General features: G+C 42.5%; 20 protein-coding genes. 17 read left to right on the forward strand and 3 right to left on the reverse strand.

Annotated features, from left to right (window positions below):
* The first annotated feature begins 40 nt into the window (after positions 1-40).
* From menD to L0P88_RS20400, 14 genes are all read left to right on the forward strand, one after another.
* Positions 41-1,789: a 2-succinyl-5-enolpyruvyl-6-hydroxy-3-cyclohexene-1-carboxylic-acid synthase gene (gene menD, locus L0P88_RS20335; protein ID WP_247131716.1), complete on the forward strand. Its 1,749-nt coding sequence runs from the start codon at positions 41-43 to the stop codon at positions 1,787-1,789.
* Between the two features lie 24 nt (positions 1,790-1,813).
* Positions 1,814-2,155 carry a DUF2853 family protein gene (locus tag L0P88_RS20340; protein ID WP_247131717.1) on the forward strand — a complete coding sequence of 114 codons (342 nt, stop codon included), beginning with the start codon at positions 1,814-1,816 and terminating at the stop codon, positions 2,153-2,155.
* A gap of 30 nt (positions 2,156-2,185) precedes the next feature.
* Positions 2,186-3,049: a S1-like domain-containing RNA-binding protein gene (locus L0P88_RS20345; RefSeq protein ID WP_313791578.1), complete on the forward strand. Its 864-nt coding sequence runs from the start codon at positions 2,186-2,188 to the stop codon at positions 3,047-3,049.
* 158 nt (positions 3,050-3,207) lie between these two features.
* Positions 3,208-3,807, forward strand: coding sequence for an SPOR domain-containing protein (locus L0P88_RS20350; RefSeq protein ID WP_158777544.1), 600 nt, complete (start codon positions 3,208-3,210; stop codon positions 3,805-3,807).
* Positions 3,808-4,716, forward strand: coding sequence for a 1,4-dihydroxy-2-naphthoate octaprenyltransferase (gene menA, locus L0P88_RS20355; protein WP_247131718.1), 909 nt, complete (start codon positions 3,808-3,810; stop codon positions 4,714-4,716). It begins immediately after the preceding gene.
* 35 nt (positions 4,717-4,751) lie between these two features.
* Complete coding sequence (locus L0P88_RS20360; protein ID WP_158777542.1) at positions 4,752-5,507, forward strand: LytTR family DNA-binding domain-containing protein; 756 nt, start codon at positions 4,752-4,754, stop codon at positions 5,505-5,507.
* Positions 5,508-6,172: 665 nt separating this feature from the next.
* Complete coding sequence (locus tag L0P88_RS20365) at positions 6,173-8,116, forward strand: sensor histidine kinase (protein ID WP_313791579.1); 1,944 nt, start codon at positions 6,173-6,175, stop codon at positions 8,114-8,116.
* Between the two features lie 189 nt (positions 8,117-8,305).
* The gene (locus tag L0P88_RS20370) at positions 8,306-9,829 is read left to right on the forward strand and encodes a TolB family protein (RefSeq protein WP_247131720.1); all 1,524 of its coding nucleotides are present in this window, start codon (positions 8,306-8,308) and stop codon (positions 9,827-9,829) included.
* 61 nt (positions 9,830-9,890) lie between these two features.
* The gene (locus L0P88_RS20375; protein WP_247131721.1) at positions 9,891-10,943 is read left to right on the forward strand and encodes an o-succinylbenzoate synthase; all 1,053 of its coding nucleotides are present in this window, start codon (positions 9,891-9,893) and stop codon (positions 10,941-10,943) included.
* Positions 10,934-11,872, forward strand: coding sequence for a CPBP family intramembrane glutamic endopeptidase (locus L0P88_RS20380; protein ID WP_247131722.1), 939 nt, complete (start codon positions 10,934-10,936; stop codon positions 11,870-11,872). The genes L0P88_RS20375 and L0P88_RS20380 overlap by 10 nt, the downstream gene beginning before the upstream one ends.
* Positions 11,850-12,920 carry an AMP-binding protein gene (locus L0P88_RS20385; RefSeq protein WP_247131723.1) on the forward strand — a complete coding sequence of 357 codons (1,071 nt, stop codon included), beginning with the start codon at positions 11,850-11,852 and terminating at the stop codon, positions 12,918-12,920. The genes L0P88_RS20380 and L0P88_RS20385 overlap by 23 nt, the downstream gene beginning before the upstream one ends.
* Before the next feature lie 793 nt (positions 12,921-13,713).
* A complete protein-coding gene (locus tag L0P88_RS20390) occupies positions 13,714-15,057 on the forward strand; it encodes a M24 family metallopeptidase (protein WP_247131724.1) in 1,344 nt (447 codons plus the stop codon).
* Positions 15,058-15,129: 72 nt separating this feature from the next.
* Positions 15,130-16,923 carry a carboxypeptidase-like regulatory domain-containing protein gene (locus L0P88_RS20395; protein WP_247131725.1) on the forward strand — a complete coding sequence of 598 codons (1,794 nt, stop codon included), beginning with the start codon at positions 15,130-15,132 and terminating at the stop codon, positions 16,921-16,923.
* A complete protein-coding gene (locus tag L0P88_RS20400; RefSeq protein WP_247131726.1) occupies positions 16,901-18,067 on the forward strand; it encodes a carboxypeptidase-like regulatory domain-containing protein in 1,167 nt (388 codons plus the stop codon). Before L0P88_RS20395 ends, L0P88_RS20400 begins: the two co-directional genes overlap by 23 nt.
* On the opposite strand, the gene L0P88_RS20405 is transcribed toward L0P88_RS20400, so the two are convergent.
* Positions 18,068-19,696 carry an acyl-CoA carboxylase subunit beta gene (locus L0P88_RS20405; RefSeq protein ID WP_247131727.1) on the reverse strand — a complete coding sequence of 543 codons (1,629 nt, stop codon included), beginning with the start codon at positions 19,694-19,696 and terminating at the stop codon, positions 18,068-18,070. It abuts the gene before it with no gap.
* Between the two features lie 109 nt (positions 19,697-19,805).
* Here L0P88_RS20405 and L0P88_RS20410 point away from each other — a divergent pair, with 109 nt between their 5' ends.
* Positions 19,806-19,988: a CAL67264 family membrane protein gene (locus L0P88_RS20410; RefSeq protein ID WP_158777532.1), complete on the forward strand. Its 183-nt coding sequence runs from the start codon at positions 19,806-19,808 to the stop codon at positions 19,986-19,988.
* A 189-nt stretch (positions 19,989-20,177) separates the two neighbouring features.
* The gene (gene ettA, locus L0P88_RS20415; protein ID WP_247131728.1) at positions 20,178-21,869 is read left to right on the forward strand and encodes an energy-dependent translational throttle protein EttA; all 1,692 of its coding nucleotides are present in this window, start codon (positions 20,178-20,180) and stop codon (positions 21,867-21,869) included.
* A gap of 1 nt (position 21,870) precedes the next feature.
* On the opposite strand, the gene L0P88_RS20420 is transcribed toward ettA, so the two are convergent.
* Positions 21,871-22,647, reverse strand: coding sequence for an MBL fold metallo-hydrolase (locus L0P88_RS20420; protein ID WP_247131729.1), 777 nt, complete (start codon positions 22,645-22,647; stop codon positions 21,871-21,873).
* A 152-nt stretch (positions 22,648-22,799) separates the two neighbouring features.
* Between L0P88_RS20420 and L0P88_RS20425 the strand changes: the two genes are divergently transcribed.
* A complete protein-coding gene (locus tag L0P88_RS20425; RefSeq protein ID WP_158777529.1) occupies positions 22,800-23,687 on the forward strand; it encodes a hypothetical protein in 888 nt (295 codons plus the stop codon).
* A gap of 76 nt (positions 23,688-23,763) precedes the next feature.
* Here L0P88_RS20425 and fumC read toward each other — a convergent pair whose 3' ends face one another.
* Entirely contained in the window at positions 23,764-25,161 is a 1,398-nt protein-coding gene (gene fumC / locus L0P88_RS20430) for a class II fumarate hydratase (protein ID WP_247131730.1), read from the reverse strand.
* Between the last annotated feature and the right edge of the window lie 13 nt (positions 25,162-25,174).

The following is a 25,174-nucleotide window of genomic DNA, read 5'->3' on the forward strand; positions in this document are numbered from 1 at the left end:
TGTTGCACAATACGGTACACCATCCGTATTTTTGTAGGCAATGAAGTACTCCAACATCCCCGCGGCCCAACTTCTAGTCCTTTCATGCAGAGCGGCCGGAATAAAAGATATCGTGATATCTCCGGGTTCCAGAAACGCCCCTTTAACACTAAGTTTTACGGGTGACCCCTTTTTCAATTGTTTCAGCATTGTAGATGAACGTTGTGCTGCTTTTTTCGCGTTGGGCATAGCACAGAACCAAAGGAGGCCCACGGCCATTGTCTGCACTTCCGGCAGCGCACTCTTAAACTATTATCCCGCCATAGCAGAGGCATTTTACAGTGATATCCCGCTCGTGATACTCTCGGCGGACAGGCCAACCTATAAAATTGATGTTGGGGACGGGCAGACCATTCGGCAGGACAATGTGTTTGATCGCCATATTGGGTATTCCGCAAATCTAAAGATGGATGTATCCCACGCCCGGGAAAGGGTGTCGGTTTATTTTCCGGAACACTTGGAAAACACACAGGAGTCCATAGATGATTATAATGAACAACAAATAAATTCCGCTTTTGCCATAGCCTTTGGGCAGCAGCTCCCCATACACATCAATATCCCTTTTGAAGAGCCGCTTTATGGGGTTCGGGAAGTACAGGACAAGGATACTGTACGTATGGCCATTGAACCCACCACGGAAATCGATTTGGATTTTGACAGGATCAAAAAGATATGGAATGGATCTAAACGGAAGATGGTTCTTGTAGGCGTAAATTCACCCGGCTCCATTGATGCCCTTTGGTTGGAGAAATTGAGTAAGGACCCGTCAACACTTGTATTTACGGAGACCACTTCCAATTTACATCACCCCAATTTTTTCCCAAGTATCGATAGCATTATTTTTCCTATTGAAAAGTCGAAAAACACCGACGAACGCTTTACCGATTTACGACCCGAGGTTTTATTGACTTTGGGAGGATTGGTTGTTTCTAAAAAGGTCAAGGCCTTCTTACGAAAGTACAGACCCAAATATCATTGGCATATACATGGAACCAAAGCGTACGATACCTACTTTTCATTAACCGGACATTTTAAGATGGATGCAAATGATTTCTTGTCCAAACTATTGTCCAATAATGAGGTTTGTGGGAGTCCATACTTCAAGACCTGGGAATTGGTGAAGAAAACGTATGAATCCAAACGAAATACGTATGCAGCGAAGGCACCTTTTTCGGATTTTTCCGTTTTTCACATTGTCCAGGAACAACTCCCTGCCCATGCCCAAGTCCATTTATCCAACAGTTCAACGGTGCGATATGCCCAACTGTTCCCAATCCATTCATCCATAAAGGTATACTGCAATAGGGGTACAAGTGGTATTGACGGATGCACTTCAACGGCCATTGGTTCTTCGTTCTACAACAAAGAACCCACCATCCTAATTACAGGGGATCTGAGCTTTTTTTATGATAGTAATGCCCTTTGGAACGATTATTTGAGAAATGATTTTAGGATTATTCTCATCAATAATGGGGGTGGAGGTATTTTCAGGATTTTACCGGGCTTTGATGGCTCTGAAAAGTTTGCAACTTTTTTTGAGACCAAGCATCGGTTGACCGCCAAACATCAATGTGAACAATTTGGTCTGGATTACAGTTCGGCAACGAATATGATGGAATTAAAAAACGCATTGTCTTCCTTTTTTCAAGATTCGGGAAAACCTAAGCTCCTGGAGATATTTACCCCTAGGGAAGTAAATGATAAAATTTTGCTTGGTTACTTTGATTTTATATCTTCGGATTATAGTTAAACCTCTGTAAAAACACTAACAATTATGAGCAAAAGAGACGAGTTGATCGAAAAATATGCTGCGGACATCAAGGAAAAATTTGGACAGGATCCGGATATGGATTTGTTGACCAAAGTAGCGGTAGGTCTAGGCCCTGCGATATATAATTTGGATGCTTCCAAGGTTTCCGGTGGTGATGAAAAGGAATTGGAGACCGTAAAAAACAATTTCCTGATCAAAAAACTGGGACTTTCCGATAGTCCGGAACTCATGGATGCCATTACCTCCGTAATCGACATTTATGGTAGGTCCGATAAGAACAAACACCGGGCCGTAATCTATTACCAATTGGCCAAACATTTTGGTAAGGAGTCCATTTACAATTAGCCAGTTGCCACTAAAAATAACAACCGTGCTTTGGGCACGGTTTTTTGTTTTGCACAATTTATGATACGTATTGGGGACTACAATAATCTAAGGGTGGTAAGAAGTACCAGTGTTGGTGTCTTTTTGGGAGATAATGAGGGTACCGAGATACTATTGCCCAATAAATATGTCCCGGAAGGGATACAACTGGATCAAGAGTTAAGGGTTTTCTGCTATTTGGACCATGAAGAGCGTCCGATAGCAACAACTTTGGAGCCCCTGATAAAAAGGGATGGGTTTGCTTTTCTGGAGGTGGCCGAAGTAAACAATGTCGGTGCATTTATGGATTGGGGGTTGGAGAAGCAGCTTTTGGTACCCTTTAGAGAGCAGAACAAGAAATTGGAGAAAGGAAAAAAGTATATTGTACATTGCTTTTTGGATGAGAAGAGCTTTCGTTTGGTGGCCTCCACTAAGGTTGATAGGTTTTTAAAAAACCGCCAAGGTGATTTTGAGGTCAATGCCCAGGTGGACCTTTTGGTCAATAGGAAAACAGATTTGGGGTGGGAGGTGATTGTAGGGGATGGCTTTAAGGGCCTATTGTTTTTTAGCGATGTTTTTAGGCCGGTGGCCATTGGGGACAGGTTTCAGGGATTTATAAAAAAGGTGAGGGAGGACGGTAAGCTGGATGTGTCCCTTGAACCCACCGGAGTACAAATGCTTGACGCCACCGCAGATAAAATATACAGTAGATTGGTAGCCGAAGGTGGGTTCTTACCATTGCATGATAAATCCACTCCGGAAGAAATAAAGGGAACGTTGCACCTGAGCAAAAAATCCTTCAAAAAAGGCATTGGGATTTTATACAAACAACGCAAGATCGAACTCTTGCCCAATGGAATACGGCTAAAGAAGTAGTAAGAAGGGCTTTCACCCGTATTTTCAACACTTTAAAGAAGTTTTTACCCTACTGTTTTTTACTATTGTTAAATATTATACATTTGCAATAGGTAAGAAGCTTAACAAGCTGATAGTTATGCCATTAACGTACTGAACATCCCTCAAGCACACAGGTAATGCCATTTATTGAAGAAAACGATTTGCTGGACCTTCACAAGGACATTGAAAAGTCCCAAATTATCAATGAAAGATTGCTGGACCAGATCAAATTCAAAAATAAGGATTTACGAAAATTAAAAATTCAACGAAATATCTCGGCCGGTATTGCCGCTGCCATTTTCCTTGCCGTTTTTGGACTTTGGTCCTATTTCTCCGGTATCACTACCTCCAGGGCACGGAATAATCAGGAAAACCTGCTGGTCTCCATTGACAGTTTGGATGCAATCAAGACCCGTATCGGTAACCTCAAAGAACAAAATGAAGAGCTGAGCCTGGTCAAGGAATTTTACCTTGCAAAGCAGTTCTTGGAAAAGGAAAAAGTCTATTCGGTTCAGGTAAAATCCTTTGTAGAGAACAATGTGACCTTGGCATCGGAGGCATTAACAAATACCATGTTCGTAAAGACCAACCCTTTCTATGCGTATTCCCTGGGTACTTTTGAAACCTTGGAAGAAGCCCAAAAATTTAGAAGACAGTTGGTAAACCTGGGTTTTGAGGATGCTTTTGTGGCATCCTACCAAGATGGTCAAAGGCTTAAAATAGAATCCCCAAATTAATTGGAAAAAGTTAAGGTTTGGCTAGGCGCGGCTAGGCTTCGCACTCTGCCCTTGTCCCTAAGCGGAATTATTACGGGTACGGCATTGGCCAATCTTTCGGGAGAAAGGGATGGTGTGGTTTTTTTCCTGTGTCTGTTGGTCACGGTAGGTTTCCAGATCACTTCAAATTTTGCCAATGATTATGGGGATGGGATAAAAGGAACGGATTCCACCGATAGAATTGGACCGGAACGCGCTTTGCAAAGCGGGAAGTTGACCCCTAAAGAATTGAAATGGGGTATAGGCATAACGGCTGTGTTGAGTCTGTTGCTCGCCTTGGTATTATTGGTCCATTCCTTTGGCCTAAAACAACTTCACTATCTCTTACTTTTTGCCCTGTTGGGAATTCTAAGTATTTGGGCGGCCATACGCTATACCGTTGGGGATTCTGCTTATGGGTACAAGGGGTTGGGCGATCTGTTTGTGTTTTTGTTTTTTGGACTTTTGGCCGTCCTTGGAACAAAATTTCTATATACGTCGACTTTGGATTGGTTGGATGTATTACCGGCAACCGCAATCGGTTTCTTGTGTGTTGGGGTTTTAAATCTAAACAATTTAAGGGATGTGGAATCCGATAGGAAATACCATAAAAACACCTTGGTGGTCAAGCTTGGCTTTCAAAACGGAAAGGTGTATCATTCCGCCCTGTTGTGTCTTAGCTTTCTTTCGTTTTTAGTGTACTTTTTTTTACAGTTTTCCAATGGGATACACGCCGTCTTTATGCTTCCGTATATCGTTGTTTTGGTTCATTTGTTCAAAGTAATGGGAACCAGGGAACCGGTTCTACTTGATCCCGAGCTCAAGAAATTGGCACTGTCCACATTTTTGCTCTCCCTTTTGTTTTACCTCACTGTTAATTATTTTTTGTAGTTTTGATTGTTAAAACTATCTAAACCTTACTTGAGTTGGAACACCCCATTAAGATTCTCATCGTTGAGGATAATGTCATCATTGCAGATGATATGCAGTCCATGTTGGAAGAGATTGGCTATGAAGTTGTGGATAACGTCATAGTTTATGAGCAAGCCATTGAGGTACTTAAAAACAACCATGTAGACCTTGTTTTGATTGATATTATTTTGGCTTCGGACAAAACAGGTATCGATTTAGGAAAACATATCCGTCAGAATTACAACATCCCGTTCATATTTGTGACCTCCAATTCAGATAAGGCCACGGTGGAAAATGCCAAAACGGTAAAACCGGATGGTTATTTGGTAAAACCTTTTGAACAACAGGATCTATATACTTCCATTGAGATTGCCCTCTCCAATTTCAACTATTCCAAAAAGGAATCCAGTACCGATATTGCAGGAAGTGGAGGGGACAGTTTTACCTCTAATTCCGTTTTAAAGGATTCCATATTTGTGAAAAAACAGCACTTGTATTACAGGATTCAGTTTGGGGACATCCAATTTATAAAAGCGGATAACGTATACTTGGAGGTAAACACTGTGGACAAAAAGTTTTTGGTACGGTCCCCACTTAAAGACTACTTGGAGAAGCTTCCCAAGAATAAGTTTTACAGGGCACACAAATCATACATTGTGAATGTGGATCATATTGATGCCATAAACTCCAAGGATATTATGATCAACAATACATTGATTCCTATTTCCAAGGATTTTAAGGAGTTCATCATTTCCTCCATGAATTCGTAACCATAATTTCATAACAGTATACTACTGATAAGCGGCTTTTATAGGGCCGCTTTTTTATGGAACAAACCCTGCAAATCACATGGGTTTCCAAAATCACCACACTTTAAGGAAGGTTCACAACAATATTTTCCAAATACGGCTTGATGATCCTACATTTGAACTGTAATTACTTAACAACATAAAAAGAGTAATTTTTTCATTTTCATATAGTGTTCTCGTGCAAAGGTCCCACTTAAAAGGTGGGATCTTTTTTTTGTTGTAGTTGGCCCATTCCACAAAATGCACAAAACATCGATAAAATGTATATTGACATTCACCATCTGCCGTTTCACAACAAAAAACACCACTTTCACAACAAAACAAAATCCCTAAAGGTCATTCGTTCTATTTTTGAAGTAGTTGTATGAATCCCCAAATCTTACAATTTGATATAGTGTCAAAAAAAGGGCTGTACGTTTTCTGTACAGTCCTTTTTATTATCCAAAAAGATGACCTTCAAAGCAGGGATTAACAACTTTTAAGGGATTTCACTACTTATGGAGCGGGCTTTACAACAAAAATGAAGGAGTGATGTGAATTCACGCTAATTTTGAGGTGGAGAGTGCCCCAAATGCACACTATGGTTTTTATTAAGTATTGATTGAATGCTTCTTGAAGGGAAAAAATTGCTAAATCTTCTATCAATCCTTTTTTTGGGACTCACCTTGGTATATCCCCAAGAGGAGGTAAAGGATAGCGATCCACTGATTGAGTTTCAAGAAACCGAAGGTGCGAATGGCAAATTGAAGTTTTTTGTCCAAACTCCCAACAGATACGTTCAAAGCTCGGCCTATGATTGGTTGGAATCCGTTATGGTTTATTTGGGTACTGCCGAAAAAATCAAGGATTCCAGCGCGATTTATACCTACAGGCTAATGCAGGCCCAATTGTATAATGATATTGGTGACTTTGATAAAAGTATTGCCCTTGCCAAGGAACTGTACGATGTTACGGATAGTCTGGACACTCGATCCATTACCCTGGTCTTAAAGCTTTTGGATGACAACTATGGTAACCTCCAGATGTTTGACAAACAAATTGAGACCCGGGAGAAAATGCAACGCCTTGGGGTGATTGAAGGCGTGCGGTTTTATGATATTTATGCCAGTATGGGATTGTATCGTAAAGCGATGAACCAGTATATCCAAACGGATGGTATTGCGGTTCCGGACAATGACCATTTAGGTCTGGCCAAGCATCATAACAAAGTGGGCTATTATTTGTTTAAGGACAAATCGGCCGCTACCGCAATCAACGAGTTCAATAAGGCACTTGGGTATTTAAAAGTGTACAATAACGATATTTCCAAACAAAAATCAGAGAATGATATTTTTGAAAGTGAGGCATTGCGTGCGGAGATAGAAGGGAATATTGGAAAGTGCCATGTGCTCCTAAAAGAACATACTGAGGCCATTCCCCTTTTGACCGATGGCATTGCGGTATTAAAGGAATTCAACCACGGAAGGTATGGTCAGCATATTATGGACAATACGCTGGCTTTGGCCGAGGCGCATCTCAAGCTCGAAAACAATAGGACCGCAAAAAGGCTCTTGGACGAAGAGTTTGAAGATATGGGCATCCAACAGGAAATAAAACGAAACAAACTCCTGGCTACATACCATGAAAAGTTCGAAAACTATAAGAGTTCAACCGCCCTATTAAAAAGAAACCAACAAATAACGGATTCGTTAAAGACAAATGAAGTTTCCATTTTAAACCAACAGTTGGTGGCCATAGTGGGGGACTCTGATTTAGAAAACTCGCGTAGGATCATAAACGAACAAAAATTGGCCAATGAAAAGATCCGAAGTGAGATACAGGCTAAGGACGAACGAATCAATCTTGTTTTCATTTCATTGATTTTTACACTTTTAGGTTTTGCTGGCTTGGTGTATGCCTATATGAAAAGTATTAAAAACCAGCGTCTAATAGCAGATCAGAAGCATATCATTGAAAACTCCCTGAAAGAGAAGGATTCCCTTTTAAAAGAGATTCACCATAGGGTTAAAAACAATTTGCAAATGGTTTCCAGTCTCTTGAGCCTGCAAACCAGGAATACCAAAAGCAAGGCGGCAATCGTAGCCCTTGAAGAAGGTAAGAGTAGGGTAAAGGCAATGGCCTTGATACACCAAAAGTTATATCAGAACGACGATTTGTCGGTAATTGAAATGCAAGGCTATATCGAAAGCCTTATCAACAGCGTACAGTCCGTTTATAAAAAAGGGGGGCATAACATTAGTATTACCGTTGATGCGGAGGGAACGGAGTTGGATATCGATAGGGCCATACCTTTTGGGCTTATTTTGAATGAACTGGTATCCAATACCTTTAAATATGCCTTTCCAGAGGGAGACGACGACGGCAAGATCTATATCCACCTACGTAACAATGGCCAGGAAGGATATTTTGAATATGCGGACAATGGAGTAGGGCTTCCGGAAGATACCGAAGAACGTACCAATAACTCCATGGGGTTACGACTTATCAACAGATTGGTCAATCAACTACAATCCAAATTGAACATCGACCGTAATAAGGAAGGGGTACGTTTCTGGTTCAATTTCAATTGATTCTACCTGTTTTTTTGATATTACATGGATAAGTCCATCTCCGTTAAGATGATGCAATCCCTGAACGGGAAACCTTCATAAATAACAAACGAAATTCCTTACGTCGTTATTTTTGTATCATAGATTGAAACTATTGGATGCTTTTTTCTCGTCCAAGAAGAATATCTTGTAAGGAACAAATGCATCTTCATGTCAAAATTTCTCGTTCAGTATTGTTTTGTTTGCTTCGTTTTCATGACCCAGGTAATTGCCGCCCAAGACCAGGGCTTGGGAATCTTTACTGGTAATAGGGACATCGGCAGTCCTAAAATTTCGGGTAATGCCTCTTACGATGACCATGAACAAACCTATACGATTGTTGGGGCCGGAGCGAACATTTGGGGTCAACGTGACGAGTTCAGGTATTTATACCAAAAGATAAAAGGGGATTTCATAGCCACAGCCAATTTTGAATTTGAGGGATATAATGAAGTACATCGGAAGACGGGATGGATGGCCCGTGCCAGTGAGGGCGATAATGCGGTGATGGTAGGCGGATTCCTCCATGGAGATGGCCTCACAGCGGGGCAATGGCGCGAAAGAAGAGGGGCCGATATGCAAAACCCCGAAGATGATGTTTGGGCACCAAAACGCTTTTACCAAATCATTCAATTGGAGCGAAAAGGCAGTGAATTCATTGTACGCGCAGCACATGCCGGTGCACCTTTGCAGGAAATCAGTAGAAAAAAGTTGCCATTCATGCCGGACGAAGTATTGACGGGAATCGTCATTTGTTCCCATGATGCCAATACAAAGGAAACCGCAAAAGTATGGAACGTGCGTATCGATCAGCCGGTGGCAGAAGAATATGACCCTTATAATTCGGGGTGGATGGGTTGCCGTATGGAAACCATGAATGTTTTTACCGGTAAACGCAAGGTGATCTTTGAAAAGGACGATCGTTTTGAAGCTCCCAATTGGATGCCGGATGGTGAGCGTTTACTCTTTAACATGGATGGTTTTGCCTATACCATGCCGGTAATCGGGGGAGCGCCTGAAAAACTAAATACCGGTTTTGCCAATAAATTGAACAATGACCACTGCATATCCTTTGATGGAAAACAGTTGGCCATTAGTCATGGAGAAGGCCTTTCCTCCAAGATTTATACATTGCCCTTATCGGGAGGGACACCACGACTGATCACTGAGAAAGAGCCCTCATTCCTGCACGGTTGGGCACCCAACAACAGGGAGTTGACCTATGTGGCGGAGCGTGGTAACGGCCGTTACAATATTTATAAAATTGGCATTAAAAAAGGGAGCAAGGAAGTCCAGCTTACCGATGTGAAGAAATACGAACATGTGGATGGCAGTGAGTATTCTCCCGACGGAAAGTACATTTATTACAATGGTTCCACCAATGGGGGAAGCATGCAGATATGGCGTATGCGGCCGGATGGGAGCCGAAAGGAGCAATTGACCTTTGACCAGTACAACAACTGGTTCCCCCATATCTCTCCGGATGGGAAATGGATTGCGTTTCTATCGTATGAAAATGATATTCCTTTAAATTCACATCCATCCTTTAAACGGGTGATGCTGCGTTTAATGCCCACCAAAGGAGGGGCCATTAGAACAATTGCCTATTTATACGGAGGGCAGGGGACCATTAATGTAAATTCTTGGTCACCGGACAGCAAACATATTGCGTTTGTAAGCAATTCACGCCCATAAATTCAAATTAGGTTACCCGTTATAATTTTTGCTTTCCATTATGGGTATTTTTGCCAATAGTATGAAGGCAAGTTACCATAAGTATGTTTTACGGTTTAAACGACCCAGTGGAACTTCAAGGGGAATTTTAATTGAGAAGGAAACATGGTTTTTGGTTCTGGAATCCGATGATGGATTGGGATTGGGGGAATGTGGTATTTTAAGGGGGTTGAGCTTTGACGATAGACCGGACTACGAGGAGAAACTCAAATGGGTCTGTGCCCATATAGCCCTGGGAAAACAAAAGCTGTTTAGGGAGTTGAACGATTATCCATCAATAAAGTTTGGTTTGGAACAAGCATTTTCGTCCCTGCGGTCAAAAAACATGTTCCATCTTTTTCCTTCCGATTTTCTCTCCGCCGAAGCCCCAATACCTATAAATGGTCTGGTTTGGATGGGGGATAAGGACTTTATGTTCGAACAGATCAAACAAAAATTGAATGAGGGCTTTTCCTGTATTAAAATGAAGATTGGGGCCATTGATTTTGAAACGGAATTAAGCCTGCTAGGGTATATCCGAAAACAATTTCCAAGGGAAGACATCGAAATTCGTGTCGATGCCAATGGGGCGTTTGCCACGGATGAGGCACTGCGTAAACTGGAGATCCTGGCAAGTTTGGATATCCATTCCATAGAACAACCCATTAAACCGGGACAATGGGAAGCTATGGCATTACTCTGTGAAAAGAGCCCGTTACCCATTGCCCTGGATGAAGAGTTGATCGGGATAACCGATGTAACAAAACGCAGGGAATTGATACAAACCGTAAAGCCGCAGTACATCATTTTAAAACCAAGTTTGTTGGGCGGATTTGTTGAAAGTGGGAATTGGATAGCATTGGCTGAGGAACATGGTGTGGGATGGTGGGTCACCAGTGCACTGGAAAGCAATATAGGCTTAAATGCCATAGCCCAATGGACCTATACATTGAACAATAAACTACCCCAGGGCCTGGGTACAGGGGGGTTGTTCACCAATAACTTCAATGCTCCGCTTATCGTGGAGAATGGTAAGCTTTTTTACCGAAAAGGATTATCTTGGCAAGCGGACATAATCAAAACAATATGTACATAGAACAGGGATATAGGGGAAACATAGGAATTTGGAAATATTTCGTGATTCCCATTGGCTTCATCGCTTTTATGGTAATGAACTATGTATTGACCATCAATTCCCCGGTAAATGTTGAGGATGCCATGGCCGCAATGATTGACCAGTTTGGTTCCAACTTGGTGCTGATCATGTTATTGATTCCACTGGTAGCCGGATTCTTTTTGGTTTTGGGATGGACCTATCTGGTGCATGGCCAATCCATTAACTCCCTTACCACTTCCAGGCCAAAAACGGATTGGAGTAGGATTTTCTATGCCTTTTTCCTTTGGGGAGGAATCACGGCCATTTTCACCTTGATCGATGTATATGCGTCTCCGGAAGATTATGTCCTGAATTTTAATCTGTCCAAATTTATTCCCTTGGCCATTATTGCCATTCTATTGATTCCCTTACAGACCAGTTTTGAAGAATATCTTTTTCGGGGGCATATGATGCAGGGATTGGGAATTTTAGCTAAAAATCGTTGGCTGCCCTTGGTCATCACTTCGGTTTTATTTGGACTGATGCACATTGCAAATCCAGAGGTCGAAAAGCTGGGATTGGGCCTCATGGTCTACTATATTGGAACAGGTTTCTTTTTGGGCATCATTACGCTGATGGATGAAGGGTTGGAACTCGCACTGGGATTCCATGCCGCCAATAATTTGATAACGGCACTTTTGGTAACGGCCGATTGGACCGCTTTTCAAACAAATTCCATTTATCGTGACGTTTCCGAACCCAGTTTGGGACTGGATGCATTTATTCCGGTTTTTGTGGTATTCCCTATTTTGTTGGTCGTCTTTTCGCGAAAGTATAAATGGTCCAATTGGAAGGAACGGTTAATTGGTGATGTGATGACCAAAGAAAAGTTTATAGCTATCCAAGATGGGAATTCATCCAGCGTTTAAGCTCAATGGCATCCATTTTGATGAAGATGGATTATATGAATTGGCCTATTCCTGGGTAAAGGAGGGACAGGATTTTGAAAAGGCTGCAGGTAATTTTCTATTGGAATGGCTTGGACCGTCAGAAAGTATTCCCGTACAAACTTCCGGTTCTACGGGTCAACCCAAAATTATTGAAATCAGCAAGGAATTTATGGTCAACTCTGCGTTGACCACAGGTAGGTTTTTTGAACTAAAGCCAAGAAGTTCCGCGCTTCTATGTCTTTCTGCCCAACATATTGCTGGGAAAATGATGTTGGTAAGGGCGTTGATTTTGGGTTTGGAATTGGACATTGTTGCTCCCTCGTCAAAACCTTTAACGGTCCATCAAAAACAATACGGTTTTTGTGCTATGGTGCCTTTACAAGTAGAAAATTCCTTGGCCGATCTTCAAAATATTGAAAAGCTTATTGTTGGTGGTGCACCAATATCAAAATCACTTAGGAAAGCCTTGGCAAAACAGCGAGGAACCATTTTTGAGACCTATGGTATGACGGAAACGGTGACCCACATTGCAGTGAGGGAAATAGGAAATGTCAAATCGGGTATGTACGAGACCTATTTCCGGACCTTGCCCGATATACAAATTGAAAGGGATGAAAGGGGGTGCTTGGTCATTGTTGCTCCAAAGGTTGCTGCGGAAAGGATCGTTACCAATGATTTGGTGGAAATTAGGGATGATACCCATTTTAAATGGCTGGGCAGATTCGACAATGTCATCAATTCTGGAGGAGTTAAATTAATTCCTGAGCGAATCGAGGAAAAATTGGCTCCACTAATTGAAAACAGGTTTTTTGCTTTTGGAATTCCCCACGGGCAACTTGGGGAGGAGTTGGTACTTATAATTGAAGGGGATTTGGATAGGGAAGTATTACAAAAAGGAATAGATAACTTGCGAGACCTTGATAAGTTTGAAAAACCGAAGCAGATTTTAAGCACACCAAAGTTTGTGGAAACCAAAAATGGTAAGATTCGACGGGAAGAAACAGTACTTCAATTGCGACAAACCTAAGTTTTAACCATAGGAATTCCCCAAAACCCTTTCCCGGGTGTGACCTACCGATAGTCAAAGCACATCGGGGACAAGTATCAAGAGTCAAGAGTCAAGAATCAAGAGTCAAGAGTCAAGAGTCAAGAGCCAAGAGTCAAGAATCAAGAGTCAAGAATCAAGAGTCAAGAGTCAAGAGCCAAGAGTCAAGAATCAAGAGTCAAGAATCAAGAGTCAAGAATCAAGAGTCAAGAATCAAGAGTCAAGAGCCAAGAATCAAGAGTCAAGAATCAAGAGTCAAGAGCCAAGAATCAAGAGTCAAGAATCAAGAGTCAAGAGCCAAGAGCCAAGAGTCAAGAGCCAAGAGTCAAGAATCAAGAGTCAAGAATCAAGAGCCAAGAGTCAAGAGCCAAGAGTCAAGAGCCAAGAGTCAAGAGTCAAGAATCAAGAGCCAAGAGCCAAGAATCAAGAGTCAAGAGTCAAGCTCCAAGAAACAAGATTGCCTATCCCGACCCCCTACTTCCAACACCCAGTTTCCAACTCCCAACTTCCGATTTCCCACTTCTAACATCCAACATCTAACATCCAACATCTAACATCTAACATCCAACATCCAACATCTAACTCCTAACTCAACACCCAACTTCCCGCTCCCCGCTTTCAACTTCTAACATCTAACTCAACACCCAACTTCCCGCTTCCCGCTTTCCGCTTTCCGCTTCCAACTTCTAATATCTAACATCTAACTCCTAACTTCTAATATCTCAATGACGCTGCCTCAAGCTAGTTCATTATCTTCATGGAAAAATCAAATTCCATGAAATTAGTACACTACATTTTTCTTCTCTTTCCATGCCTTGTGTTGGCCCAACAAATCCTTCCAGAGAAGGAACGTGCAAGGATGGTCGATGAAATTTTAGCAGATCGGTTCAATACCATACTTCCAGAATTGATGGATAAGACGGATATTGACATGTGGCTGATCATTTCACGGGAGTATAATGAGGACCCGGTTTTACGTACCATGTTGCCCGCAACCTGGTTGAATGCCCGCCGAAGGACCATCCTGCTCTTTTATCGGGATGCAACCAAGGACAGTATCCATAAGCTGGCAGTGGCCAGATATAATGTAGGAAGGAATATAGAATCGGCATGGGATAAAGAGAAAGAACCCAATCAGTGGAAACGATTGGTGCAGCTAATTGAAGAACGCAATCCCAGGAAAATAGGCCTAAATTATTCAAAAGACCACAATATTGCCGATGGTCTGGTAAAAACGGATTATGAAGAATTTCTTGAAAACCTTCCCAAAAAATATCGTTCCAGGATAGTGTCGGCAGAACAGTTGGCGGTACGCTGGATTGAAACGCGAACCGAAAGGGAGATGATCATTTATAACCAATTGGTGGATATTACCCACGATATTATTGCCGAAGCCTTTTCAGAAAAAGTGATTACTCCGGGCGTGACCACTACATCGGAAGTGGAATGGTGGATGCGTCAAAAAGTTACCGATTTGGGATTGGAAACCTGGTTTCACCCAACAGTGGACGTACAACGTAGCAGTGAAGAACTGGTGAGTCATTTATATTCTTTTTCGGGTAGGCCGGAAGATATGTTTATCCTACCAGGGGATTTGCTGCACTGTGATTTTGGGATTACCTATTTACGCCTAAATACGGACTGTCAGGAATTGGCCTATGTGCTTAAACCAGAAGAAAAAAGTCCGCCCAGTTTTTTGGTCAATGCCTTAAAAGAGGGCAACAGGGTTCAGGATTTTTTAACGATGAACATGATCCAGGGTAAAACAGGGAATCAAATTTTGGCAAAGGCCTTGTCCGATGCCAGGAAGGCGGGATTGCGACCTGCCATTTATACACATCCCCTGGGGCTGTATGGCCATTCTGCGGGAACAACCATTGGGATGTGGGATGCGCAGGACGGGGTAATGAAAGATGACGGGGAGAATTATCCACTAAACCCCAAAACGGTATATGCCATTGAATTGAATACCACAGTGACGATTCCAGAATGGAAAAGGGACATCCGTATCATGTTGGAGGAAGCTGGTTTTTTTGGCGAAGATGGGTTTCGATATGTCAATGGTCGCCAGACCGAATTGTTATTGATACCTCGTGTTCGGACATATCAAGGGAATTGAAGGTAACGTTAAAGTTTACTTTAATCGGTTGTTAATTTGACTGATTGTGAGTAAATTATAAGAAAAATTGCTATGAAAATATATTACACTGCCCTCATCTTTTCAATTTCAATTTTAATCTGCTCCGCACAAGAACGATTTATAAAGGGTACCATTACGGATGGGGAGAATCTTCTCCCAAATGCCAATGTGCAAATCGTTAACGGTGGAGTTTCCACTAATACGGACGAAGATGGAAAATATAGGATTTTGGCATCGCCCGGTGATGCATTGTTCTACAATTACCCTGGCATGGAACCTATCCAAATACGGGTGGAAGATGTGACAAAAACATTAAATGTGGAAATGTTCCCCAAGGTGGTAAAACTCAAAAATGTCACGGTTACCAAAAATAGGAACAACAGCCAAGCGGAACTGGAAACACAGTATGCCACCAACCCAAATATTATCAAGACCGTTTTTGGATATCTGGATAAAACGAAAGTGTCCTATTCCGTTCGAATAATGGATGGAAACGACATTTTACCAGGGGAATATAATTTGGCCTTGGTGCTACAAAATAGATTTGCTGGTATTAGGGTATTGAATGGTCTTGGCATTGGTTCGGGAACTATCGGAACTCCCAATGCTACAACGGTCGGGTTTGGGGCAGCCTTCGGGGCCAATGCCGGGCGATCGGTTTTGTTAAGGGGGGGAAGGGCCATCTTTGATATTGATGGACAATTGTTTACTGATTTTCCTGATTTTATAGATGTTCAAAATATAAAACGGATAGGTGTTTTGTCTTCCTCTGCAGGAGCGGTTAGATACGGAACAATGGCCAGGGGAGGTGTAATCGTTATCAATACAAAAACGGGAACGGTCATACCCAAGGATAAAAATGGTAGGCCTTGGGATACCGCTAGGTTGAGGAATAATTTTTTACGAGAACCTGTAGTATCGAATTCAGTAGTTTTAAAGAATGCACCCGTGTATTTAAGGGAATTGGAAAGTTCAAAAACATTTGAAGAAGCCCAGGCGATCTTTGAATCCAATTTGGACAAATATGCTGGCAACCCCTACTTTATTTTGGATGCGTATACACATTTTTATGAAAAATGGAATGCGGAACAGTTTGCCGATGCGATCGTGGAAGATGCCATGGATTCTTTTGCCGGGAATCCCGTAGTATTGAAAGCATTGGCCTACATCTATGAATCACAGGAAAGGTTTGGGCTTTCGCATCAGGTGACCAAGGATGTATTTATTTTAAGGCCGCATTATGCGCAATCTTACTTGGAACTTGCCAATAGTAATAGAAATTTGGGAAAAACCGCTATGGCGGCAAAGGTCTATGCGCGCTATTTTTATTTGTTGGACGAAGGATTTATGGAAACCGATACAAGTACCTTTTCAACAATAATTAAAAGGGAGTTTAATAACCTGCTGGCTTTGGAGGTGGATGATAGGGTCGTGAAAAGTAAGCGGGTTACCATGGATGGGGAAGAATATAAAGGAACACGTTTGGTATTCGAATGGAACGATAGCGAAGCGGAATTTGATTTGCAATTTGTAAACCCCGAAGGCCAATATTACACCTGGAAACATAGTCTTGAAGAAAATCCTGAAATCATTTTACGGGAAAAAGAACTGGGATATGCCTGCTCGGAATATCTTATAGATGGCTCAATTCCGGGAATATGGAGGGCGAATATAAAATACCACGGCAATAAGAGTCTGACCCCTACCTATTTAAAGGCAACGGTTTACCACAACTATGGTTCCAAAGAACAGCGGAAGGAAGTACGGGTGTTTAAATTGAACGTAAAGGACACGAACCAAGAACTTTTTAATGTAAGAACTATTGGAAGTATTGGGACACCGTAGTTGTAAGGCCCGCTTATTGGCCACGTTCATCCTGTTATTTGTCTTTAGGTTTGGTGCCGCGCAAAAAGACTATAAAGGGAAGGTTGTGGATTCAAAAACCGGGGAGCCCATTCCGTATGTAAATATTGGTATTGTTGAAAAAGGTATAGGAACCGTAAGTGACGAAGAAGGTCTTTTTCATCTCTACTTTCAAAAAAATAAGGTGGAATCCGAGGAAATTATACTCTTTTCGGCCTTGGGTTACGGTTCTTTGAACATACCGGTGGCCAAAATGCCATTGGTTTACAATGAATATCCGGTTTTTAAAATGACACCTACCAGGGTGGAATTGGATGAGGTAGTGGTATCCAACAAGGGCGAACGGTTTATTCAAAATACCATTGGTTATAAAAACTCCGGCCAGCGTATTTTTGGCTATTGGAAAGACCAGATTGCCCTGGGAGGTGAGTTGGCTACCCGTATAATTGCGAAAAGTGGGCTTCGTAGATTGGAACGCTTTCAGTTCGAAGTATTCCACAACCCTTCGGACAGCCTGTTGCTCCGTGTCAATATTTATAAGGATGATGGAATAATGGGCAGGCCCAAGACCAATTTGAACAAATCCGGGGAGAATATTTTGGTCACCGTAAAAAAAACGAATAAGATAGTCTGGGTAGACCTAAGGCCATACGATATTTATGTCAAGAATGATTTTATGATATCACTGGAACTATTGACGGTATATGGGGATGAGGAATTGGGATTGATATTGGCCGGAGCACCGGACAAGTATGGTTCCTATAGAAAATATGCAAGTCAGGGTAAATGGGAACGGATTACGGACCAAAACATGGCCTATTATCTGGAAACCTCCCTGATGGTTTCGGAAAAAGTAGCACAGCGTTTTGAAAAAAGGGAGTTACGTAAAAGGAAAAAAATTCGAACCATTTCAGGCTTTACTCTAATGGGAGGTCGTATGGTACAAGGTGTGGAAGTTACCAATAAACGAACCAAAGAAACCGTGATTACCGATGACAAAGGACGCTATACCATAGGGGCCAATACAAATGATGAAATATTTTTCCGTAAGGAAGGATATCAGGTCATGGTACTTAAGGTAGGCGACAAACCCACGGCGAATATTATCATGAAGAGTGCAAGATGATCATACTTGCAATACCCCTAGATTAAACTGCTTTTCAATGGGAGCGTGATTGGCCGTTTCGATACCCATGGAAATCCACCTTCTAGTGGCCATAGGATCGATAATGGCGTCGGTCCACAAACGTGCAGCCGCATAATAGGGCGATACCTGATTATCGTACCGGGTTTTTATTTTTTCAAAAAGGGCCTTTTCCTTTTCGGTATCAAACGCCTCGCCCTTTTTCTCCAAAGCGGCTTTTTCAATCTGTAGCAACACCTTGGCTGCCGAATTACCGCTCATTACTGCCAGCTCGGCACTGGGCCATGCTACGATTAACCTGGGGTCATAGGCTTTACCGCACATGGCGTAATTGCCGGCACCGTAACTGTTTCCGATAACTATGGTGAATTTGGGAACCACTGAATTGCTAACGGCGTTCACCATTTTGGCACCATCTTTTATGATTCCCCCGTGTTCGCTTTTACTGCCTACCATAAAACCGGTAACATCCTGCAAAAACACCAAAGGAATTTTCTTCTGATTGCAATTCGCTATGAATCGAGTGGCTTTGTCCGCGGAATCGGAATAGATGACCCCTCCAAATTGCATTTCGCCTTTTCCACTTTTTACAACTTTACGTTGGTTGGCCACAATGCCTACGGCCCAGCCATCAATTCGTGCATATCCTGTCAAAAGTGTTTTTCCGTAATCTTCCTTGTATTGCTCAAATTTGGAATCATCCACCAATCTCTTGATGATCTCCAACATATCATATTGGTCAGCTCTGGATTTGGGTAGAATACCAAAGATTTCTTCCTGATTTTCAGTTGGGGCCTTGGGTTCGATACGATTGTAGCCGGCTTTCTCAAAAGTCCCTATTTTGCCTACAATGTTTTTGATGGTGTCCAGGGCATCTTTATCATCTTTGGCCTTGTAATCGGTAACGCCACTAATCTCGCAATGTGTTGTGGCCCCTCCCAAGGTTTCATTGTCAATACTTTCGCCAATGGCGGCCTTCACCAGGTAACTTCCCGCCAGGAAAATACTTCCTGTCTTATCCACGATCAGGGCCTCATCACTCATAATGGGCAAATAGGCACCCCCAGCGACACAACTTCCCATGACTGCCGAAATTTGCGTGATTCCCATACTGCTCATTACGGCATTGTTCCGGAATATGCGTCCAAAATGTTCCTTGTCCGGAAAAATTTCATCCTGCATGGGGAGATAGACCCCCGCACTGTCCACAAGATAAATAATGGGAAGTCGATTTTCTATGGCTATTTCCTGTGCCCTAAGGTTCTTTTTTCCTGTTATGGGGAACCAAGCACCAGCTTTAACGGTAGCATCATTGGCCACAACAATACATTGCTTTCCTTGAATATGGCCAATTTTGACCACGACACCTCCGGAAGGACAACCCCCATGTTCCTTATACATGGCTTCCCCGGCAAAGGCACCGATTTCAATGGCCGCTTCATCGGAGTCCAGTAGATAGGCTATACGCTCCCTGGCGGTCATTTTTCCTTTCGCATGGTGCTTTTCAATTCGTTTTTTACCCCCTCCGAGCTTTAGGTCGGACAATTTTCTCCGGAGTTGTGCAAGCATTAATTTATTATGATCTTCATTTTTATTGAAGTTTAAATCCATTTTATGGGTTTTATGCTTTATTTGTTAAAGATACAATGCCAATTGAGATTGCCGTAAGGATGGTTCTTGCATTTTTTCCGATATTTGAGTTTACACTTAATTTGTACGAATGGGAATGAATAAAAATACTGTACTGGCTTATGCCACAATCATCATGATTGCGGTGGGATTGGGAATGATTGCCCTTGGGGCTTTTAAATATGATGAAGTAGCCGGATACGGTTTTGGCGCGGTCGGAATTGGCTTTTTTGCAATAGCCTGGGTGTTCAATGCCTTAAAAGGTAGGGTTTGATTGGATTCAGATGGAATTTTAAAGACATTGCAGTTGTTCGGGAAAACCCTATAAAAAGTTAAGAGTTAGGAGTTAAAAGTTTCCTACTTTCCATTAACCATTAACCATTAACCATTAACCATTAACCATCAACCATCAACCATCAACCATCAACCATCAACCATCAACTATTAACCATTAACCATAATCATGTCTGACGATAAAAAGGTCATTTTTTCCATGGCAGGGGTCACCAAGACCTTTAAAAATGCCAATACACCAGTACTGAAGAATATTTATTTGAGCTTTTTTTACGGAGCAAAGATTGGTATTCTTGGTTTAAACGGCTCAGGGAAGTCCACCTTGCTCAAAATAATTGCGGGGGTGGATAAAAATTATCAAGGTGATGTGGTTTTTTCACCGGGGTATTCTGTTGGTTATTTGGAGCAGGAACCACAGTTGGATGCGGATAAGACGGTCCTTGAGATTGTGAAGGAAGGGGTGGCCGAAACCGTTGCGACTTTGGATGAGTACCATAAGATCAATGATATGTTCGCCCTACCTGAAGTATATGAGGATGCGGATAAGATGCAAAAGTTAATGGACAGACAAGCGGTGCTGCAAGATAAAATTGATGCCAGTAATGCCTGGGAACTGGACACGAAATTAGAAATAGCAATGGACGCCCTGAGGACCCCGGAAGCAGATAAGAAGATTGAAGTGCTTTCCGGCGGTGAACGAAGGAGGGTGGCCCTATGCCGATTATTATTACAAGAACCGGATGTCCTACTTTTGGATGAGCCTACCAACCATTTGGATGCGGAATCGGTCCATTGGTTGGAACATCATTTGGCCCAATACAAAGGAACGGTGATTGCAGTGACCCACGACAGGTATTTCCTGGACAATGTTGCGGGGTGGATACTGGAACTGGACCGGGGGGAAGGCATTCCCTGGAAAGGCAATTATTCGGGTTGGCTGGATCAAAAAGCCAAGCGATTGGCCCAAGAAAGCAAACAGGCCTCCAAACGTCAAAAAACCCTGGAACGGGAATTGGAATGGGTACGTCAAGGAGCAAAAGGGCGGCAGGCAAAGCAAAAGGCACGTTTAAAGAACTATGATAAGTTGGCCAGCCAGGACCAAAAGCAATTGGAAGACAAACTGGAAATATATATTCCCAACGGCCCCAGGTTAGGGACCAATGTCATAGAGGCCAAAGGCGTGAGCAAGGCCTATGGGGATAAACTCCTCTATGAGGATCTTAGTTTTAATCTTCCACAAGCAGGTATCGTGGGTATTATTGGTCCCAATGGTGCTGGTAAGACCACTATTTTTAGGATGATCATGAACGAAGAATCACCTGATAAAGGGGAGTTCGTTGTGGGTGACACGGCCAAATTGGCTTACGTGGACCAATCCCATTCAAATATTGACCCGGAAAAATCCATTTGGGAAAACTTCAGCGATGGACAGGAATTGGTGATGATGGGAGGGAAGCAGGTGAACTCCAGGGCATACTTAAGTCGGTTTAATTTTTCCGGAAGTGAACAAAACAAAAAGGTAAACATGCTTTCCGGTGGGGAGCGGAACCGATTGCACTTGGCCATGACGCTAAAAGAGGAAGGCAACGTTTTGTTGTTGGATGAACCTACCAATGATTTGGATGTCAATACCCTACGGGCTCTGGAAGAAGGCTTGGAAAATTTTGCGGGATGCGCTGTTATTATTTCACACGACAGATGGTTTTTGGACCGGATCTGCACCCATATCCTGGCCTTTGAAGGAGATTCCCAGGTCTATTTCTTTGAGGGGTCTTTCTCCGATTATGAGGAAAACAAAAAGAAGCGTTTGGGAGCTGATATCATGCCGAAACGTATTAAGTACAAAAAGCTGGTAAGGTGATTTAAGGCTTGTACCAATTCAATAGAATTACCCCTATATCGGTATTTCCTTCCTCAACTAGTGATTTAAATCGTTCTACATCACTAAATCCGTCCGTACCCCGGTAATGATAGGGATATACTTCCTTGGGTTTAAACTCCAATACGGCATCTGCCGCACTTTCTACGGTCATGGTATACGGCAGATTCATACAAACAAAGGCTTTGTCTATATTTCTCAGTGCACGCATTTCGGGAACATCCTCAGTATCACCGGAAATATAAATACGTTCTCCGTTCATTTCGAGTACATACCCATTCCCCCGTCCTTTTTTATGGTACTTAAGCGCCTCCTGCCTTACGTTATACATGGGGACGGCCTCCACACATATTCCGTACCGTTCTTTTGTGTCGCCATTGTCCAATACATCCAATTGCGGGGTAAATTCATCAGGAATTCTTTCAGCTACCGCTAGGGGAACCATGATTTTTGCCTTTTTGGTATTTAGTTGCTGAAGGGTCTCCAAGTTAAAGTGATCCCCATGGATATCGGTAATCAATATCAAATCGGCCTGTTTTTGTCCCTGAAAGGCACTTTTGCCACCCACGGGGTCGACATAAATGGTTATACCGTTCCATTCCATGACCATGGTAGCATGCTGAATAGGTCTGATATCCAAAGTGGAAACCGGAAATTCTTCGTTAGGCCCTTCAACTGAAATAGGTTCCTTTTTTCTGTTTCCACAGCCCACGATACTTAAACAAAACAGTGATATAAGGAGAAAATATAAATTTTTCATAAAAAAAATAGTTGTATAAAGCTAAGTAAACATGGGCATTCACAAACATCTTTAACATTTTGTCCCATTAAAAACGTCTAAACATAATCCATTGACGTATATAAACCAGACACTAACAAATTTTCATTTGTAGAAAGCAAAAAATCGAGATTATGACAGAAACAAAAAGTAACAACAGTTTGAAGGTAATAGCGGGATTGCTAGGTGTTGTCCTTTTGGGAACAATTATCTACACTGTTAGTCTTTACCAAGATAAGAAGAAGACTACTACCGCTTTGAAACAAGAAAAAGACTTGGTTGTTGAGGATTTAAATAGCTTGAAATCCGAATATGACAAAGCTATTTTGGAGAGTAATGCCACCAATGAAGAATTGGTTGCTGCCCGTGATCGAATTGCAAAATACATTGATTCCGTTCAGACCATGAAAGCTGACATTGCTTCCCTTTCCAGATATAGAAGGCAAGTAAGTCAACTAAAAGCGGAACGCGAAGAGTTGCTAAAGCAAGTGGATTCCTTGACCACTTCAAATACCTTATTGGCAATGCAACGTGATAGCACGTTTGTTGAGTTGGAAAAGCAAACGGTTTTCAATGACTCCCTAGTAGTTCAGAATACGCAGTTGGCAGATGCTGTTGAAAGAGGTTCTGCGCTTAATCTTTCCGATTTTAAAATTGACGCTGTCAAAGAAAGAAGCAGTGGTAGATTGGTTTCAACACAAAGGGCCAAGGCTACCGACAAGTTTAAGGTATGCTTTACTGTGGCGGACAACGCTATTGCACAGGCTGGTGATAGGGAGTTCTTTATTGAGGTTCTTGACCCCCAAGGCAATGTTGTAGGTGATGGAATGACCGCCAGTACCGAGGAAGGTGCTTCCGTGAGCTACACCAAGGGAACCAGTTTTTACTATGAGAATAATTCATTGGACGTATGTGACTACATCAATAAACCGGCAAGTGAGTTCCAAAAAGGAAATTACATGGTGAATGTTTATGATGATGGATTAAAGCTTTTGGGAACTTCCAAGTTCACCCTTAAATAACACAACACTATCCACTATATGTAAAAAGGGCATCCAGATAGAATGGATGCCCTTTTTTATTTCCTGTGTATGCAACTCATTTTAAGCTGCCTACCATATCTTCGGGTTTTACCCATTCGTCATATTCTTCCGGGGTAACGTACCCCAGGTTTACGGCTTCTTCCCTTAGGGTAGTACCGTTCTTGTGGGCAGTATTGGCAATTTCTGCCGCTTTGTAATATCCTATTTTAGTGTTCAGTGCCGTGACCAACATCAAGGAATCGTTCAATAGTTTGGTGATGGTCTTATGATTGGGTTCAATTCCCACGGCACAGTTCACATCAAAGCTCACGCAAGCATCGCCGATCAACTGGGCCGATTGGAGGATATTCGCGGCCATGACCGGTTTAAAAACGTTCAACTCGTAATGCCCTTGTGTTCCTCCAACGGCAATGGCCACATCATTGCCCATTACTTGGACGCATACCATGGTCATGGCTTCACATTGGGTGGGATTTACCTTTCCGGGCATAATGGAACTGCCAGGTTCATTGGCTGGGATGATGATTTCCCCAATCCCGGAGCGTGGACCGGAAGCCATCATTCGGATATCATTGGCTATTTTATTTAAGGAGACGGCCAATTGCTTCAATGCACCGTGGCTTTCCACAATCGCATCATGGGCGGCCAAAGCCTCAAACTTATTCTCAGCGGTAACAAAGGGCATTCCAGTGAAATCGGCAATATATTTGGCTACCAGGACATCATATCCTTTGGGCGTATTCAAACCTGTACCCACTGCGGTTCCCCCCAACGCCAATTCTGCCAAATGCGGCAACGTGTTTTTCAGCGCCTTAAGGCCATGGTCCAATTGTGAAACATAACCTGAAAACTCTTGTCCCAGAGTTAGGGGAGTGGCATCCATTAAATGGGTCCTACCAATCTTTACAACTTCCTTGAATTCCTCGGATTTCTTTTTTAAGGTATTTTGGAGTTGCAACACACCGGGGATGGCGACCTCCACTATTTTCTTGTAAGCTGCAATATGCATTCCTGTAGGGAAGGTATCGTTGGAGGATTGTGATTTGTTCACATCATCATTGGGTTGAATGGTCTTCTCACCCTCTCCAATGGTTTTTCCGGCCAGTTCGTGGGCCCTATTGGCAATTACCTCATTGACATTCATATTACTTTGGGTCCCTGAACCCGTCTGCCAAATGACCAATGGAAATTGGCTGTCATGCTTACCCTCTAAAATCTCATCACAAACCGTGGCGATCAAGTCCCTTTTTTCCTTTGCAAGTACGCCCAGTTCATGATTGGCGTATGCAGCGGCCTTTTTTAGGTAGGCAAAACCATACACCACTTCCAAAGGCATGGAAGCCGTAGGCCCAATTTTAAAATTGTTTCGGGAGCGTTCCGTTTGCGCACCCCAATACTTATCGGCAGGCACCCTTACCTCGCCCATAGTGTCTTTTTCAATCCTAAATTCCATTGTGAAAAATTTT

Source organism: Muricauda sp. SCSIO 64092, from assembly GCF_023016285.1.
Taxonomy (GTDB): domain Bacteria; phylum Bacteroidota; class Bacteroidia; order Flavobacteriales; family Flavobacteriaceae; genus Croceivirga.

What these genes read in the sequence shown, in the direction of transcription:
- L0P88_RS20390 (WP_247131724.1), top strand. Translation starts at nt 13,714, where the DNA reads ATGAAATTAGTACACTACATTTTTCTTCTCTTTCCATGCCTTGTGTTG.
- L0P88_RS20410 (WP_158777532.1), top strand. Translation starts at nt 19,806, where the DNA reads ATGGGAATGAATAAAAATACTGTACTGGCTTATGCCACAATCATCATG.
- L0P88_RS20340 (WP_247131717.1), top strand. Translation starts at nt 1,814, where the DNA reads ATGAGCAAAAGAGACGAGTTGATCGAAAAATATGCTGCGGACATCAAG.
- L0P88_RS20375 (WP_247131721.1), top strand. Translation starts at nt 9,891, where the DNA reads ATGAAGGCAAGTTACCATAAGTATGTTTTACGGTTTAAACGACCCAGT.
- L0P88_RS20425 (WP_158777529.1), top strand. Translation starts at nt 22,800, where the DNA reads ATGACAGAAACAAAAAGTAACAACAGTTTGAAGGTAATAGCGGGATTG.
- L0P88_RS20370 (WP_247131720.1), top strand. Translation starts at nt 8,306, where the DNA reads ATGTCAAAATTTCTCGTTCAGTATTGTTTTGTTTGCTTCGTTTTCATG.
- L0P88_RS20350 (WP_158777544.1), top strand. Translation starts at nt 3,208, where the DNA reads ATGCCATTTATTGAAGAAAACGATTTGCTGGACCTTCACAAGGACATT.
- L0P88_RS20405 (WP_247131727.1), bottom strand. Translation starts at nt 19,696, where the DNA reads ATGGATTTAAACTTCAATAAAAATGAAGATCATAATAAATTAATGCTT.
- ettA (WP_247131728.1), top strand. Translation starts at nt 20,178, where the DNA reads ATGTCTGACGATAAAAAGGTCATTTTTTCCATGGCAGGGGTCACCAAG.
- L0P88_RS20395 (WP_247131725.1), top strand. Translation starts at nt 15,130, where the DNA reads ATGAAAATATATTACACTGCCCTCATCTTTTCAATTTCAATTTTAATC.
- L0P88_RS20380 (WP_247131722.1), top strand. Translation starts at nt 10,934, where the DNA reads ATGTACATAGAACAGGGATATAGGGGAAACATAGGAATTTGGAAATAT.
- L0P88_RS20420 (WP_247131729.1), bottom strand. Translation starts at nt 22,647, where the DNA reads ATGAAAAATTTATATTTTCTCCTTATATCACTGTTTTGTTTAAGTATC.
- menD (WP_247131716.1), top strand. Translation starts at nt 41, where the DNA reads ATGAAGTACTCCAACATCCCCGCGGCCCAACTTCTAGTCCTTTCATGC.
- L0P88_RS20385 (WP_247131723.1), top strand. Translation starts at nt 11,850, where the DNA reads ATGGGAATTCATCCAGCGTTTAAGCTCAATGGCATCCATTTTGATGAA.
- fumC (WP_247131730.1), bottom strand. Translation starts at nt 25,161, where the DNA reads ATGGAATTTAGGATTGAAAAAGACACTATGGGCGAGGTAAGGGTGCCT.